Annotated in this window: 14 protein-coding genes and 1 tRNA gene; 7 read left to right on the top strand and 8 right to left on the bottom strand. The window is 38.5% G+C overall.

Annotated features, from left to right (window positions below; genetic code table 11):
- Positions 1–212: 212 nt before the first annotated feature.
- From LVD15_RS00830 to LVD15_RS00805, 6 genes are all read right to left on the bottom strand, one after another.
- The gene (locus LVD15_RS00830) at positions 213–659 is read right to left on the bottom strand and encodes a hypothetical protein (protein WP_233778413.1); all 447 of its coding nucleotides are present in this window, start codon (positions 657–659) and stop codon (positions 213–215) included.
- A gap of 176 nt (positions 660–835) precedes the next feature.
- Positions 836–1,765 carry a response regulator gene (locus tag LVD15_RS00825; RefSeq protein ID WP_233778412.1) on the bottom strand — a complete coding sequence of 310 codons (930 nt, stop codon included), beginning with the start codon at positions 1,763–1,765 and terminating at the stop codon, positions 836–838.
- A complete protein-coding gene (locus LVD15_RS00820) occupies positions 1,755–2,927 on the bottom strand; it encodes a sensor histidine kinase (RefSeq protein WP_233778411.1) in 1,173 nt (390 codons plus the stop codon). The genes LVD15_RS00825 and LVD15_RS00820 overlap by 11 nt, the downstream gene beginning before the upstream one ends.
- A gap of 568 nt (positions 2,928–3,495) precedes the next feature.
- Positions 3,496–3,577, bottom strand: a tRNA-Leu gene (locus tag LVD15_RS00815).
- A gap of 328 nt (positions 3,578–3,905) precedes the next feature.
- Entirely contained in the window at positions 3,906–4,199 is a 294-nt protein-coding gene (locus LVD15_RS00810) for a putative quinol monooxygenase (RefSeq protein ID WP_233778410.1), read from the bottom strand.
- A gap of 4 nt (positions 4,200–4,203) precedes the next feature.
- Complete coding sequence (locus LVD15_RS00805) at positions 4,204–4,974, bottom strand: SAM hydrolase/SAM-dependent halogenase family protein (RefSeq protein WP_233778409.1); 771 nt, start codon at positions 4,972–4,974, stop codon at positions 4,204–4,206.
- 164 nt (positions 4,975–5,138) lie between these two features.
- Here LVD15_RS00805 and LVD15_RS00800 point away from each other — a divergent pair, with 164 nt between their 5' ends.
- The 7 genes from LVD15_RS00800 (at position 5,139) to LVD15_RS00770 (ending at position 13,097) form a co-directional block, all read left to right on the top strand.
- Positions 5,139–6,113, top strand: coding sequence for a PhoH family protein (locus tag LVD15_RS00800; protein ID WP_233778408.1), 975 nt, complete (start codon positions 5,139–5,141; stop codon positions 6,111–6,113).
- A complete protein-coding gene (locus LVD15_RS00795) occupies positions 6,085–6,513 on the top strand; it encodes a GNAT family N-acetyltransferase (protein ID WP_233778407.1) in 429 nt (142 codons plus the stop codon). The genes LVD15_RS00800 and LVD15_RS00795 overlap by 29 nt, the downstream gene beginning before the upstream one ends.
- Positions 6,514–6,621: 108 nt before the next feature.
- A complete protein-coding gene (locus LVD15_RS00790) occupies positions 6,622–8,691 on the top strand; it encodes a ComEC/Rec2 family competence protein (RefSeq protein WP_233778406.1) in 2,070 nt (689 codons plus the stop codon).
- A gap of 10 nt (positions 8,692–8,701) precedes the next feature.
- Positions 8,702–9,475 carry an enoyl-CoA hydratase/isomerase family protein gene (locus tag LVD15_RS00785; RefSeq protein ID WP_233778405.1) on the top strand — a complete coding sequence of 258 codons (774 nt, stop codon included), beginning with the start codon at positions 8,702–8,704 and terminating at the stop codon, positions 9,473–9,475.
- A gap of 132 nt (positions 9,476–9,607) precedes the next feature.
- Positions 9,608–10,444, top strand: coding sequence for a substrate-binding periplasmic protein (locus tag LVD15_RS00780; protein WP_233778404.1), 837 nt, complete (start codon positions 9,608–9,610; stop codon positions 10,442–10,444).
- A gap of 118 nt (positions 10,445–10,562) precedes the next feature.
- Positions 10,563–12,470, top strand: coding sequence for a RecQ family ATP-dependent DNA helicase (locus tag LVD15_RS00775; protein WP_233778403.1), 1,908 nt, complete (start codon positions 10,563–10,565; stop codon positions 12,468–12,470).
- Positions 12,471–12,473: 3 nt separating this feature from the next.
- A complete protein-coding gene (locus LVD15_RS00770) occupies positions 12,474–13,097 on the top strand; it encodes a DUF4291 domain-containing protein (protein ID WP_233778402.1) in 624 nt (207 codons plus the stop codon).
- On the opposite strand, the gene LVD15_RS00765 is transcribed toward LVD15_RS00770, so the two are convergent.
- Together LVD15_RS00765 and LVD15_RS00760 are read right to left on the bottom strand one after the other, a co-directional pair.
- Entirely contained in the window at positions 13,094–13,501 is a 408-nt protein-coding gene (locus tag LVD15_RS00765; protein WP_233778401.1) for a hypothetical protein, read from the bottom strand. The genes LVD15_RS00770 and LVD15_RS00765 overlap by 4 nt on opposite strands.
- 159 nt (positions 13,502–13,660) lie before the next feature.
- Positions 13,661–14,848: a phosphoglycerate kinase gene (locus tag LVD15_RS00760; protein WP_233778400.1), complete on the bottom strand. Its 1,188-nt coding sequence runs from the start codon at positions 14,846–14,848 to the stop codon at positions 13,661–13,663.
- Positions 14,849–15,005 lie beyond the last annotated feature (157 nt).

The following is a 15,005-nucleotide window of genomic DNA, read 5'->3' as shown; positions in this document are numbered from 1 at the left end:
ATAATTATTTGATGACCATCTCAAAATCAGAACGTAGGCGGGCAGACCAATGGCAATAACCCGCTGGTAGTAGACCTTTACATTATGTAGGGTCTGTAATTTTGAAATTGTGATAGGATGGCTATGGTGTACAAGCTGATCTTATTCTTGGGGCAATATTCCCTTTACAGCTTTCTAGAATTCGATGTGAATGGAACAAGGCGTCGGCAGACCTATTTTCCTTCTAGAGATTTTACTTGGTTTGCGTGAGGTTCTGCTTGTTGTAGTTTGTTCATGTACAGCAGTAAAAGCTGGCTTCTGATGCTAGTTGCTTTTTTGTATACTTCCTCCATCCGGGCGTCATTCTTTTTAAAGATTGCAAAGCATTTCTTTTTAAAAGCTTTTTTAGGCATGGCTGCTATCTGTATTGCTGAATGTATATTGGCCATCAGTAATGCCTTGATGGTTTTTGGATCGTTTTCTCCTAATACTCTGACTAAGCGCTGATAGGCCTTTATCTCTTTCAGTGTTTTTTCCTGACTTTCTTCAAGGCCTTTCCAGTTAAGGGTTTGTATCTGTTGTGGATTTGTAAGATTAGTTTTTGCCCAATCTAGGTTTTTGTTTTGTCTTAAAAACTTAGATAGATGTTTAAGGTGATCAGTTTTAACTTTTGTAGTCATGCTTTTCTTACTTTTAAAGTTTGAATGATTTCATGTTACAAATATGCTTATCAATCTTACTGAAAGGCGGATACTAACCGGTGTCAAAACATGGACTTCTTATGGACATTTTTTGCTATGGAGGAGGCAATTGAGGGATAGCAGGGTATAGATATAGTAAATAATTTTATGTTGAGTTATGATTGTACAAAGGCTGTTAGAATGATAATTAACAGCCTAGTTTTAACAGAGAAAATACTAATGTGAAACTTAGTTATGATAGACTTTTTTTTAAAAAAAACATAAAAATCTCCTCCTTTATCAATTCCTAACTTATCCTTAAGTCTGGTTTTTCTTTTTCGGAAAGATTCATCGCTCATATTTAGTCGGCTGGCAATGGTTTGGTTCCCTTCTTTTAATAACAGGCAACAGCAAATGAGTATATCGTCTTCTGATAATTTTGGGTATTTGTCCTGTAACTTATGTGCAAAACCAGGAAATACATGCTCTGTTTCATCCTTTACACTGTCTCTTCCATGTAACTTAGAGAGTTCACTCTCATAGTCATAAAGTAAGCCTGTAAGTTTGTTTTTATGCAGCGGGGTAGTGGCAATCATTTCCTCTATGTTGGCTTTAAAGTTCCGGATCATTTCTTCATAGATATTCACTTTACTTATACGGAGGTTTTCTTCTTTCTCAAGGCTTTCTTCCACTTTTAGAAACTGATCATAAGCTATTAAAGCTTTTTTTAAACGATTAATTAGTGATAGTCGGTTTAGGGTAATGGGCTTTTCTATATAATCAGTAGCTCCTAGCTTAAAGGCATGCTCCAGGTCTTCAGGTTGGGTGTATACACCAGTAATGATTAGAAACGGAAGATTACTTTTAACGGGGGAGGCTCCATGTCTCACTCGTTGAAGAATTTCTGTTCCTTGCGTATTACCCAGATGCCAGTCAGATATGACCGCATCTACTGGCACTTCTTTTAAAATTTCTAAGGCTGAGGTGGAACTTCCGGCCATTAAAATGTCATAGCCTTCGGCATAGAGACATTGTTCTATGGCTACGCGTGAGGTGTGGTCATCGTCTATAACCAAGATTGATTTTTCATTCATGTTACTCATCATTTATTTGGGTTAATTTTTCATAGGCAGAATGGTCGCAATATGATATTGCTTTTAATACAGCTTCTTTCCATGCCATTACTTGCTTGTTATCTTCACTTATTTCTTCGAGCACCCTTTTCACCTTAGAGGTCTGGTACACTTTTAAATGTCTGATTTTCTGTGCCCAGGCAGATATTTTCGGGTCGGTGTAATAGGAACTCATTTCTTTTTTGGAAGTAGAAAGAACTTTTACGGGCATGAGCCTTTGGTTTTTTACTGTTGGAGAAGTTTTTAACTGTATGGAAAATGTAGTGCCAATGCCCACTTCTGATTCTACAGTGATGTATGAATGATGGGCTTCCATTACTCTCTTACAGTAAGCAAGTCCAATTCCTTTGGATATTCCCCGTGGTGCAGATGGAGCCTGGTAGTTGAGGTCAAAAATATGAGGTAGATGTTCCTGCTCTATTCCAGGGCCTTCATCCTGAAATTGTATGATTATGGAAGTGTCAGATACTTGATGCGAAGAGATTTTAATGTATGCTCCCTGTGGTGAAAATTTCAGCGCATTATTAATAAGATTAAAGCAAACTCTCTTTATATGGTGCTGATCACCATATATGAATACGTCATGAATTTCACTGTGAATGCAGATGTTATTATTGCATGCCTTATAATTAAGGAGAGTAATGGTCTCATTTATGATGGCAGGTAATTTATACCAACTAGATTGAGGTGTTACTTCGTCTTTGCTTTCATCTTGCACCCAAACTATGCGCTGAATCATGTGTAGCATGGGAGCTATCACTATGTTGCTGGCCTTAGTAATTGAAGAGAACCCATCGAGCATGCCCGTAAGGTCGTGTGCGAGGTATTTAATGCTTTCAGATCGTATTTTTTGTAAGTCTTTTAAATACCGTGTTTTAGTGGTTAACTGAGTTATGTGTAGTTGTAGTTTTTCGTTTTCGTCTCTAAAACTGATCTTAATTTGACTTATTATGTATTTGTAGTAACATACCTTTATTAATAACATGAACCATATAATAGTAGCCGGTCCTTCGACAGGTGTGCTTTGCAATGTAAAAATGCTTGGCCAGGACATGACTTTTCGTTTATTGCCTACTATAGTGGTCATTACATCCTGCTCATGAGGATAGGAGACGAGGGTTATTCCTAATTTCACAAGTGAAAGGAGTAATTAAATAAAGATTGGGAAAATGTGTAGCTATAAAGCTGTGCTAATAGATTGGTCATAATCTATCATAAATAAGCTATAAGTAGTCGCATGAGGTATGCGGCCAACATTTAGCATGATACTTTATTGGATGTTTAATGAATATGTAGCTTATGCTTTAGAAATCTTATTAGAGGTAATAAGATATAGATAGTTTGTGCTATTGTATTTGTAATATTGATGTTTAGGGACTTAGGTTGGGTAGAAATCATTATTGAAAGGTTCAGGTGGTTCGTCAGAAAATAGTTTCACATAGCTTACATTGGTATTATTTACTTAGGGTTTAGTATACATAGTTGTGAGTTTAGTTAGAGAAGCCTCTGTTAACCTAAATATGCCTTATGGTGGGGCTAAATGAAAATAAGATGAGTGAATGACCTGAATTATTGAGTGAATGACCTGTTTTTTTTAGTGAACGAAAAAATGAATTAACATATCATCGTCAATAAATAGTAGGGGAGGGATTAATTCCATTAAAAACAAAAAGCCTTCAAATTTTCATTTGAAGGCTTTTCTGTACCCAGAGCCGGAGTCGAACCGGCACGTCCGAAGACATTGGTGTTTGAGACCAACGCGTCTACCAATTCCGCCATCTGGGCATTTTTTGTAAAAGCTGTCTTAAACGGCTTTCGGAATTGGGATGCAAAGATGTTTAAAGATTTTATATTTCCCCAATATTTAGGCAAGAATTACTTAACAAATATTAATCTTGCCTGTTAGCAATTAAAATGAAGGACGTTCTGAGTATTATAGCGATTTTACTTACTTCCATCATTGTGGTTGGAACAATAGTTCTCATGGGCTATCATTTCAGGGTCGTGGAGCTCGTGCTTATTGGTATCATAGTTTCCACTATCGGCATTATTCTGTTTATCAAATTCTTTCCGGGAGAGGATCATCAGCCACCGGAAAATAGAAAATAATTGATCAGAGCGTCTGCAGTCTTTTATGTGAAAAGGCTATAGGTTTGTCGCTGAAATGGATTTTGGTCTTTGCCCACACGCTTTTAAATAAATCCGAATGCCTGTAATTTTCCAAAGCTTCATCGTTTTCCCAATAACTATAGGTGGCTAGTATATTCGGCTGCTGATAATCTTGCTGTAGTTCCAGGTGGGTGCAGCCAGGGAAAGCCCTTATTTTATCTTTGTTTTCATTAAAGAGTGATAAAAAAGTATCAACAGCTTCAGGTTTAAAAGTCATTCTTACTATTCTTATCAGCATGATTTTATTCTTCAAAGTTAATAGTCACGGGGCTATCATAGCCAAGGCCCAGCAGTTCTGAGGCTATGCCCTGGTTAATGCCTATCTCTAGCAAGCCCTGATCATTGAAAATGGAAAACACATCTCCCGCTTCTACCTGATTGAGGCTGTTGTTTACTCTGTTTACAGTCTCTCTGCTAAAATGTATGGTGAATTTTTTCTCTTTACTAAGTATATCAAAAGTGGTTTTGTCAATATTAGTAATCAGATTACCATAATGATCTACCCTGATGATATTTCCGCTAATCTGCCTCTTATTGGCTTTAAGGTGCCTGCCCAGCATTCTTTTAATGCGAGTGAGCGGAGTGCCCAGGCTCTGTAGCTTGCTACCTCCGGCCAGTTTGGCGGCAGCAGGAGCAAACACCTGCTTAGCGGGGAAGGTGGTCTGTAGGTCAGCAGTATTAAGATCTACCTGCTCACGAGGTTCCTGATCACTGATAAGGCCTAGTAAGCCATTGTCTGTAGTAATGAAATAATGACCTTCCAGCTCCGCAGCAATATATTTATCTCCTGATTGGCCTATAGAATTTACAGCTACAATGTGAATGGTGCCTTTGGGGAAATCCTGAAATACGGCTTTGAGCACATAGGCAGCATGGGCTATGTCACAAGTGTTAATCTGGTGACTGATGTCTACTATATTGATCCCTGAATTAGAAGATAATATTTTCGCTTTAACGGCTGACACATAGTGATCACTTTCCCCGAAGTCAGACAAAAAGGTGATTATGGCCATATAAGCATAAAGGATTTTAGTAGTGAAGGGTTAATATTTATTCTATAACAATTGTTAATAGTAAACTACCCGTTTTGAACGGCAATTGTTATTATGTATTTTTGTATAAGGCAAAATTAACCAAAAATTAACCATTAAAAATCCGATTTAAAATTAATTAGCATTTGGTAGAAAAAGTCATTACGCTGGAAAACATCTCCCTCATTGATTTCCTGGGAGTGCAAAACAGAAACATATCAGAAGTAGCTTCAGCTTTTCCAAAAAGCAAGATTGTTTCGAGAGGCAATGAGATAAGAATAAAAGGTAGTACTACCGAAATTCTTAAGATCAACGATATCCTCAACTCACTCATCGCACATTATCATAAGTATGGCAAGGTAACGGAAGAGAATGTTCAAAATTACCTTACTAAAGAGGCAGAAGATAAGCTGCCTGATGAGGATGAGGTATTGATATACGGTACCAGAGGTTTTGTTATAAAGCCGAAAACCATAAATCAGCAGAAGCTGGTATATGCGGTGAGAAATAACGACCTGGTATTTGCTTTAGGGCCTGCCGGTACAGGTAAAACCTATATATCTGTAGCCTTGGCGGTGAAAGCCCTGAAAAATAAGGAGGTAAAGAAAATCATCATTACCAGGCCTGCTGTGGAAGCCGGAGAAACACTCGGTTTCTTACCCGGTGACCTGAAGGAAAAATTAGATCCATACTTGAGGCCTATTTATGATGCCTTGTTTGATATGGTGCCTTCTGAGAAGCTAAAGTATTACATGGAAAATAATGTGATAGAAATAGCTCCTTTGGCTTATATGCGTGGTAGAACCTTGAATAATGCCTTTATCTTATTAGATGAAGCGCAGAATACCACTCCTATGCAAATTAAAATGTTCCTGACCAGAATGGGGCCTAACTCTAAGGTGATCATCACAGGGGATAGCTCTCAGATAGATTTGCCTAAAAAGCAAAAATCTGGACTGATAGAGTCAGTGAGGATATTGAAAGATGTGAATGGAATAGGCTTTGTAGAGCTCACCGGTAAAGATGTGGTGAGACACAAAATAGTGAAGAGCATTATTTCAGCTTATGATGATTACGAAAAGAAAGAAGAAGATGCTAAAGGCGGAGCTGGTCAAAGATAAAGAAGTACTCCAAAAGGTATATGAGATAAGGCGAGAAGTGTTCATAGAGGAGCAAAATGTGCCTGAAGAAGAGGAATATGATGAATACGAAGAAGTCAGTTATCACTTCGTGGCCTGGGATGATCTGGAACCTTGTGGAGCTGCCAGATGGCGAGAAACAAAGGATGGGGTGAAGCTTGAACGCTTTGCGGTAAGAGAGCCCTATAGAGGAAAAGGAGTAGGTAGCCTTTTGGTGAAAACCGTACTGGAGCATATTGCTTCATTACCAGAAACAGAAGGAAAGAAACTTTATCTCAATGCTCAGATTTCTGCTATGCCTCTTTATGCTAAATTTGATTTTAAGCCCGAAGGCGAGCGTTTTATGGAATGCGATATCGAACACCAGCAAATGGTGAAATGACATAGTCTTCCTTTAATTTCATATCTGATCAAGTAGCTAAGAGCATTAAAGGCACATTCGCGAAAGGAGTCATAGAAGAGTACTGCGTTATTTTTATTAAATTAAGGTATGCTTCAGTGGATACCTTATGCTTTTGTAAGAATAGCTATTAGTTTTATAGCGGGTATCTTGATGGCCTTGAACTATCCTTTTCTACCAAGGCGAGAGGCGGTAATCATAGCTGTACTTTTCTGTTTAGGCTATTTAATCCTTTTTATTCTTTTAAGGAAGAAGCTATTTTACTTTCATTATTGGCTGGCGGTTGCTGGGTTTGGTGCCATTTTTTCTTTAGGGTATTTATGTGTTTTATGGCATAATCAGTCTTTAGATAAAGATCATTTGCTAAATGCTAGCGGTGAGGTGGAATACTACACTGTTCTTATTAATAAACCTCCGGTTGAAAAAGAGAACACCTTTCAATACGAAACGGAGCTGATGCAATATCAGGCCGCAGGCATTTGGAATACAGCAAAGGCCAGAATGTATCTTTATTTAAGGAAAGATACGCTGTTTCATTATGGAGATCAGCTTTTGATAAAAGGCAGTCCAAATGAAGTGGAGGCGCCTAAAAATCCGCATGAGTTTGATTATAAGCAGTTTCTGAGTTATAAGAATATTTACCACCAGAGTTTTGTAAGGGCAGGAGAGTATTTGCTGTTGGGGCAGGAGGCGAATTCATTTTTCAAATGGTCTTATGAGTTAAGACAGTGGGCAGCTCATCAGCTGGAAAGAAATATTACAGGCCAGCGAGAGTTAGGTATTGTAAAAGCGCTGGTGCTAGGGCTTAAAGATGACTTAGATGATGAAGTGCAAAAAGCATATGCTGCCTCGGGAGCTATGCACGTGCTGGCAGTATCTGGGTTACATGTAGGCATAATATACATGATTATTACAGTAGCTTTTGGTGGGCTGAAACAGGTGAAGTATGGCTCCTGGCTGTTAGCGCTAATCTCATTGCTGATGCTTTGGGCTTATGCCATGCTTACGGGGTTCTCTGCTTCAGTTTTGCGAGCTACTACTATGTTCTCGGCTATCGTTATTGCTAAGGCTACTGGCAGACAAACTAATATTTATAACACCTTGGCTGTATCCGCCTTTATGCTCCTGCTTTTTGATCCATATCTGATTATGTCAGTAGGTTTTCAGCTGTCTTACCTGGCTGTGCTAGGGATTGTGTACGTACAGCCTAAACTTTATGGGCTTTATGTTTTTGATAGTAAGGCAGCAGATTGGGCATGGAGTCTAACGACAGTGTCTGTAGCTGCTCAACTGGCAACCTTTCCTTTGGGGCTTTTTTATTTTCATCAGTTCCCGACCTACTTTTTCTTGTCAAATATTATTGTAATTCCAGGGGCGTTTTTGGTGCTGTTCGGAGGTTTGGGAGTTATTTTTATTGGCGTATGGGAAGCTGGAGCGCATTATTTAGGCTTGGTAGTAGAGGGGATTGTCTGGATTATTAATACTATTTTATTTTACTTTAAAGAATTGCCTTTTTCTCAAATTACTGAAATACATTTAACTGCTTCAGAAATGGGACTCATCATTGCTGCTATTGTGTCCTTTTTGTTGTTATTTCAATTGAAAAGTATTCGTTGGGCTTATACGTCTCTTATATTGGCTTCACTGTTTAGTTTGGTTAGACTATGGGGAATGGTGGAAAGCGCAGAAAGTAAGGTGGTCTTTTATTATATACAAGGGCAAAGCGTAATTGATTTTTTCTCTAATCATCATTTAGTTGCCTATGAATCTGACTCCACTAGCGCTGCAGCAGGCTTTCATGTGGAAGGGAATCGGTTAAGCAAGCATGTCACCTCCAAAGTAACTTGTGCTGATTATAACGGTTACAGAAAGCAGCACGGAATAGAGTTTATTGTATGGAAAGAAAAGCTCTTCGTTATTCTTTCAGATTCCATTCCGGATCAACTGAAGTTTCTGGAGCCTGTCTCCGCAGATGTGCTGGTGGTTAGCAAAGGCTTTCAAAAATCTCTTACCTGGATGAATGATAATTTTGACTATGATCAACTGATTATTGATAGCTCTGTTAATCATTGGAAGCAGCAAAATATGCAAAAAGAAGCACAGCAATTACAAATAGAATGTAGGCCTGTAGATTCCGGTGCTATTATTATAGATATTTAAATGAAGCTATATGCAATTTGTAAAATATGATATTGAAGATAAAATAGGGTATATCACTTTAAATAGGCCTGAAAAGAGGAATGCCCTCAGCTATGAGGTGGTGTCTGAGTTAAAAGAGGCCTTTAGTAGAGCTTCTGCTGATGACGAGGTGAAGGTAATTGTGCTAGCCGCTGAAGGCAAAGCATTTTGCGCTGGCGCAGACTTGGCTTATATACAACAGTTGCAGAGTAATACCTTTGAAGAAAATCTGGAAGATTCAAATCATTTGAAAGAGCTCTTTTATCAGATTTATACGCTCAATAAAGTAGTAATAGCACAAGTTCAGGGGCATGCTATTGCTGGTGGCTGTGGTTTAGCTACGGTATGTGATTTTGTATTTACAGTGCCTGAAGCAAAATTCGGGTATACTGAGGTGAGAATCGGTTTTATTCCGGCCATAGTTAAGGTTTTTCTGCTTAGAAAGATAGGGGAGATGAAAAGTAAACAGCTTCTGCTAACAGGAGAGTTGATTACGGCGTCAGATGCAAGTAATTATGGATTAATTAATAAAATTGTCAATCTGAAGCAATTGAAAATTGAAGTGAGGAATTTTGCCGAAATGTTAATAAAAAATAATAGTGGTCAATCTATGGCTTTTACTAAGCAAATGATAGCCAAAGTGCAGGAAATGTCTTTGGAGCAGGCTTTAGACTATGCCGCTGAAAAAAATGCAGAAGCCAGAGCCACTGATGATTGCAAAAAAGGTATTAGTTCATTCTTAAATAAGGAGCCTATTAATTGGTGAATAGAGTAGGCTTTTTCTGGTATCGTTTTCTGATAGTTAATATAGGATTAGTGATATTAATTTGGTAACATAGTAGCTTACTTTAATACTAATTAACCTATGCAAGTATTTCTGAACCTACGTAAAATTTGTTTGTCAACCTTAATTGTTTTAGTGTGTACCTCGGTCTATGCGCAGTACCGGGGAGATACCTGGAAACAGGTACAAGCTTCTGGAGGAGGGACTATTTCTCTCGCTTATGTGGAAACTCCGGGATTTGTCTATAAAGATCAGTCTGGTCAATTAACAGGCATCTGTATAGATATTATGAATGACTTTGTTGAATATGTTGAAAAAACTAAAGGCGTATCATTGTCTACCAAGTTTGTGGGAGATGGCACCAGTTTTAGTGGCATGTTTGATAAGGTGAAAGCCAGTAGTGGAGGTGTTTTTGGTTTGGGTAATATAACTATTACAGATGCCAGAAAGAAAATTTTAAAATTCAGTCCTCCATTTATCACTAATAATGCTATTCTCATTACTCAGTCAGGTGTGCCTACACTGAGTAACTTAAGCAATATTGGTAGCACCTTTGCAGGATTAACTGCTTACGCCGCCAAAGGAACGCTTAATGAGCAAAGATTATTGGCTATAAAGAAAAACTATTTTCCTGCCATGAAAATAGCCTATGTGTCATCTAGCCTCGAAGCTGAGGATAAAGTTTTGGCAGATCCCAAATCTTTTTCGTATCTTGATCTGGCATTCTATCTGGATGCACTAGCCCAGGGTAAACCTTTAAAGAGACACCCTGTTGGAGATAAGTCTTCAGAAAGATTTGGCTTTATTATGCCAAAGAATAGTGACTGGGGACCTTTAATGGAAGAGTTTTTCGCAGCTAACGGTGGTTATACTAATAGTGTTTCCTATAAAAAGATTCTCACAAAACATTTAGGAGATACCGGGGTTAAACTTTTAGCCGCAGTGCAATAAAGACTACATTACCTAAACAAAACAAACAAACGATTAAGAGGTAGCAGTGATACTGTTACCTCTTTTTTTGTGCCAATTAAGGTGGTTGTTTTGTAATCTCTACGTATATTTTGCCCCTATGAAACCAACTTTGGAGGTGCTAAAGAAATACTGGGGCTATGATAGCTTCAGAGCGGTACAGGAAGAAATTGTTGATTCTGTGCTTTCAGGGCATGATACCCTGGCATTACTGCCTACAGGAGGAGGTAAATCTGTGTGCTTTCAGGTACCCGCCATGATAAAAGATGGTGTGTGTATTGTAATAACGCCACTCATTGCTCTTATGAAAGATCAGGTAGAGCAGCTCAAAAAACGAGGAATTAAGGCTGAGGCTATTTACTCAGGCATGGGTAAGCGGGAGATTGACATCAAGCTGGATAACTGTGTCTATGGCGAAGTGAAATTTTTATACCTGTCACCAGAGCGGTTACAAACGGAGCTTTTTCAAGAGCGCGTGCAAAAAATGAAAGTGGGGCTGTTAGCAGTAGATGAATCACACTGTATTTCTCAGTGGGGCTATGATTTTAGACCTGCCTATCTGCACATAGCTGAAATAAGAGAGCTGATACCCGAGGTAAATGTGATAGCGCTTACTGCTACGGCTACACCCGAAGTGAAAGCTGATATTCAGGAAAAACTTCAGTTTAAAAACGGGAAGGTATTTCAAAAGAGCTTTTCCAGAAGCAATTTGTCATATTCCGTAAGGGCGGTAGAAGATAAGGATCGGAAGCTGCTGGAGGTGCTGAGAAATGTGCGAGGAACAGCTATAGTTTATGCCCGCAGTAGAAAGGGCACCAAGGAGATAGCTCAGTTTCTGTATAAAAATGGCATATCAGCTGATTATTATAATGCAGGCCTTTCTCATGAAGAGCGAGTGAGAAAGCAAGATGAGTGGATCAATGATAAAAGGCGGGTGATGGTGGCTACCAATGCCTTTGGTATGGGTATCGATAAGCCGGATGTTCGTGTGGTGGTGCACATGGAGCTGCCACAAGATATAGAGTCTTACTATCAGGAAGCAGGTAGGGCAGGTAGAGATGAGAAAAAAGCCTATGCGGTAATTATTCATAACCAGTCTGATGTGGAGGATCTGGAGCAAAGAATAAAGCAACAGTATCCATCAGTTGACTTCTTGAAAAAGGTGTATCAATGCCTGGCTAATTATTATAAATTGGCCGTTGGTAGTGGTTTGGGGCAGAGCTTTAATTTCGATATTCAGGAATTTTCTGATATGTATCAGCTCAACCATATGGATGTATACTATGCTCTGAAGAAGCTGGAAGAAGAGGAGCTTATACAATTCAATGAAAGTTTTTATAACCCTTCATTAATTCACATAGCGGTTGATAATAGAAGGCTTTATGAGTTTCAGATAGCCAATGCGAAATATGATGTCTTTATAAAAGTACTTTTGCGCATGTATGGCGGGGAGCTTTTTAATAATTTCATGAAGATTTCTGAAGGGCAGATTGCCAGGTTGATGGGGATTAATGATAAGGAGGTAGTGAAAATGCTGCGGAAGTTGGCTGAACTGGGTGTAATAGATTATGATGAGAGAAAGGATAAGCCACAAGTATTTTTTAGTACTCCTCGTAAAGATGCTACCAACTTAAAGCTAAACCAAAAGCGACTGAAGGAGCGCGAAGATAATGCTCTGGCTAAAATGAGGGCTATGATCAATTATGTACAAAGCACGAATGATTGTAGAACACGGCTGCTGCTAGAATATTTTGGTGAACTGGATTATGATCATTGTGGAGTGTGCGATATTTGTGTTGCCAATAAAAATGAGGGAGGAGATGATGCTGCCAAGCAATACCAGGAAGAAGTGATTAAGATGCTAACCAGTGAACCTCACACACTTGATGAGCTGATTTTTAAAATGCCTCCCGCCAGTAAAGATGTAATATTAGAAATGATAAGAGAAATGATAGATGTAGGGGACTTGATGTACGATGAACAGAGGAGGTTACATTTATCACAATAAATAATGAAGACAGAAACATATCAATTATATAAGGAAAGAATACCTCAGCAAGGACAGCATATTATTGCTAGTTATGATGATGAGGGTATTATCGTTTACCAGGCTTTCAGGCCTTCAATAGCGGCTTATGCGGTGGAGCATCAGAGGTTTGGTGGTGCTGATTATAGTTTTGAAAGAATGAGCTGGATAAAGCCCAACTTTTTATGGATGATGTACCGTGCCGGTTGGGCTACTAAGGCCGGTCAAGAAAAAATATTGGCCATAAAAATTAGTCATGCAGGCTTTGAACAGATATTAGAAGAGGCTACTTATTCATCTTTCAATGGAAAGGTTTATGATAGTCACGAAGCATGGAAAGCTGCTTTAGAGCAGACTGAGGTTCGCTTGCAGTGGGATCCTGATCATGGACCAAATGGAGAAAAGCTGGAAAGGCGTGCTATTCAGCTGGGCATGAAAGGGGATATATTAAAGAAGTTTAATGAAGACTTTATTATAAGTATTGAAGATGTAACTGACTTCGTGGCTCGCCAGCGGGAAGAGATCAAAAATCATGATCAGCTGCTTGTGCCGGCAGAGCAGGTATATAAAACATCTGCTCCTTTGGCTCAAAAACTTCAGTTAGATTAGTTGTAGAATCTTCTGAATATAGTATTGATTTCATCCGGGCTTAGGTGCTCGGGTTGCTTTTGGCAAGCTAGAGTAACAATTTCATTTACGGCAAACGGATTAAGTCCCATTTTTAAGCCAAGATCTTTACAGAAGGAAATTTCTAAGTCATCTATGCTGGCATCTATACACATAAGTATAAGTAGCCTGTGGAAGAGAGGTATAATCTGATGCTCAGTTCTAGGTAATGATCTTTTTTCTACACCCAGGGTTTCCAGTTTTACTAATTCTAGTTGGTCTATGCCCATTCTTTCGGCTACCTTATAAATGTAAACAGATTCGATTTTCTGAATAGATTCATCTGCTTTGGCCAGGTTCATCAGGTCTAGTAAATGGCTTAGTTTTTCGTCTTTAGAAAGTGACATAGATAGGTTTTAGTATAAAAAAAGAGGTCATATCAAAAGCAACTTTTAAGTCCGTTTGGTCATCGAAATTTCAATGATGTTGAAATTCGAACACTTTATGAACTTCACTAATGAAGTGGCTACTTTTGAAACAACCTCTTTACAATGATTTATTAAAAATTAATCTTCCAGAGCTTTTACGCCAGGTAGTTCTTTTCCTTCCATATATTCAAGAAGGGCACCACCACCAGTAGATACGTAAGATACTTTGTCTCCGTAGCCCAGGTTGTTAATAGCAGAGGCTGAGTCACCACCGCCAATTAATGAGAATCCACCGTTTTCAGTAGCCTTAACCACAGCTTCAGCTATGCCTTCAGTACCTACTGCAAAGGTTGGGAATTCAAACACACCCATTGGTCCGTTCCAAAGTACGGTTTTAGATTGAGCTACTGTGTCAGAGAATAATTTGATAGTATCAGGTCCGATGTCTAGTCCTTGCCATTCTCCATCTATTTCACCAGCTTTCACTATTTTAGTGTTAGCATCGTTACTGAAGTCATCAGAAGCAACAGTATCAACAGGTAAAATAAGGTTTACACCTTTAGCTTTGGCTTTTTCGATTAGTTCTAGCGCTAAGTCCATTTTATCGGCCTCTAATAAAGATTTACCGATCTCTCCGCCTTGAGCTTTAGAGAATGTATATGACATGCCTCCACCGATGATCAGGTTATCTACTTTATCAAGAAGTTTTTCAATGATAAGGATCTTATCAGAGATTTTAGCTCCACCCATAATAGCGGTGAAAGGTCTTTCAGGATTATTTAATACTTTTTCAGCATTTTCTAATTCGGCAGACATTACATATCCACTTACTTTTTCCTCGAAAAACTGAGCTACAATACTAGTAGAAGCATGCGCGCGGTGAGCAGTTCCAAAAGCATCATTTACATAAATATCTCCTAATACAGATAATTGCTTAGCAAATGCTTCATCTCCTTTGGTTTCTTCACCGTGGAAACGAAGGTTTTCTAATATTAAAATTTCTCCTTCTTTAAGTTCTGCTGCTTTAGTTTCAGCTTCAGAACCAACACAGTCAGAGGCAAATTTTACTTCAGTACCAAATCTTTTAGAAAGTTCTGCCACTAAATGTTTCAATGAGAACTTCTCTTCAGGGCCTCCTTTTGGTCTGCCCAGGTGAGACATAAGTATGGCAGAACCACCGTCATCAAGTATTTTTTTGATGGTAGGTACTGCTGCTTTTATACGCGTATCATCAGTGATTTCATATTTTTCATTCAGTGGAACGTTGAAGTCCACTCTTACTAAGGCTTTTTTTCCTTTAAAATTAATATCGTCTATTGTTCTCATATAGCTGATTTTTTTGATGCTTTAAATATCTGTAAATATATATTAAACTGCATGGTTGATGGTCAGTTTTTTGATGATATATGTCATTTAATAACCGTCTTGAAGCTTGCTAGCTCATAATGCAGGAAAACCTCAAATTATAAGTGAAAATGTGCTG

Source organism: Fulvivirga maritima (assembly GCF_021389955.1).
In the GTDB taxonomy this organism is placed as follows: Bacteria; Bacteroidota; Bacteroidia; order Cytophagales; family Cyclobacteriaceae; genus Fulvivirga; species Fulvivirga maritima.
The sequence above is the reverse complement of the archived record's forward strand: the minus strand, read 5'-3'. Positions and strand labels throughout refer to the sequence as shown.

What these genes read in the sequence shown, in the direction of transcription:
- LVD15_RS00830 (WP_233778413.1), bottom strand. Translation starts at nt 659, where the DNA reads ATGACTACAAAAGTTAAAACTGATCACCTTAAACATCTATCTAAGTTT.
- LVD15_RS00825 (WP_233778412.1), bottom strand. Translation starts at nt 1,765, where the DNA reads ATGATGAGTAACATGAATGAAAAATCAATCTTGGTTATAGACGATGAC.
- LVD15_RS00810 (WP_233778410.1), bottom strand. Translation starts at nt 4,199, where the DNA reads ATGCTGATAAGAATAGTAAGAATGACTTTTAAACCTGAAGCTGTTGAT.
- LVD15_RS00805 (WP_233778409.1), bottom strand. Translation starts at nt 4,974, where the DNA reads ATGGCCATAATCACCTTTTTGTCTGACTTCGGGGAAAGTGATCACTAT.
- LVD15_RS00795 (WP_233778407.1), top strand. Translation starts at nt 6,085, where the DNA reads ATGCTAAAGGCGGAGCTGGTCAAAGATAAAGAAGTACTCCAAAAGGTA.
- LVD15_RS00790 (WP_233778406.1), top strand. Translation starts at nt 6,622, where the DNA reads ATGCTTCAGTGGATACCTTATGCTTTTGTAAGAATAGCTATTAGTTTT.
- LVD15_RS00785 (WP_233778405.1), top strand. Translation starts at nt 8,702, where the DNA reads ATGCAATTTGTAAAATATGATATTGAAGATAAAATAGGGTATATCACT.
- LVD15_RS00775 (WP_233778403.1), top strand. Translation starts at nt 10,563, where the DNA reads ATGAAACCAACTTTGGAGGTGCTAAAGAAATACTGGGGCTATGATAGC.
- LVD15_RS00770 (WP_233778402.1), top strand. Translation starts at nt 12,474, where the DNA reads ATGAAGACAGAAACATATCAATTATATAAGGAAAGAATACCTCAGCAA.
- LVD15_RS00765 (WP_233778401.1), bottom strand. Translation starts at nt 13,501, where the DNA reads ATGTCACTTTCTAAAGACGAAAAACTAAGCCATTTACTAGACCTGATG.
- LVD15_RS00760 (WP_233778400.1), bottom strand. Translation starts at nt 14,848, where the DNA reads ATGAGAACAATAGACGATATTAATTTTAAAGGAAAAAAAGCCTTAGTA.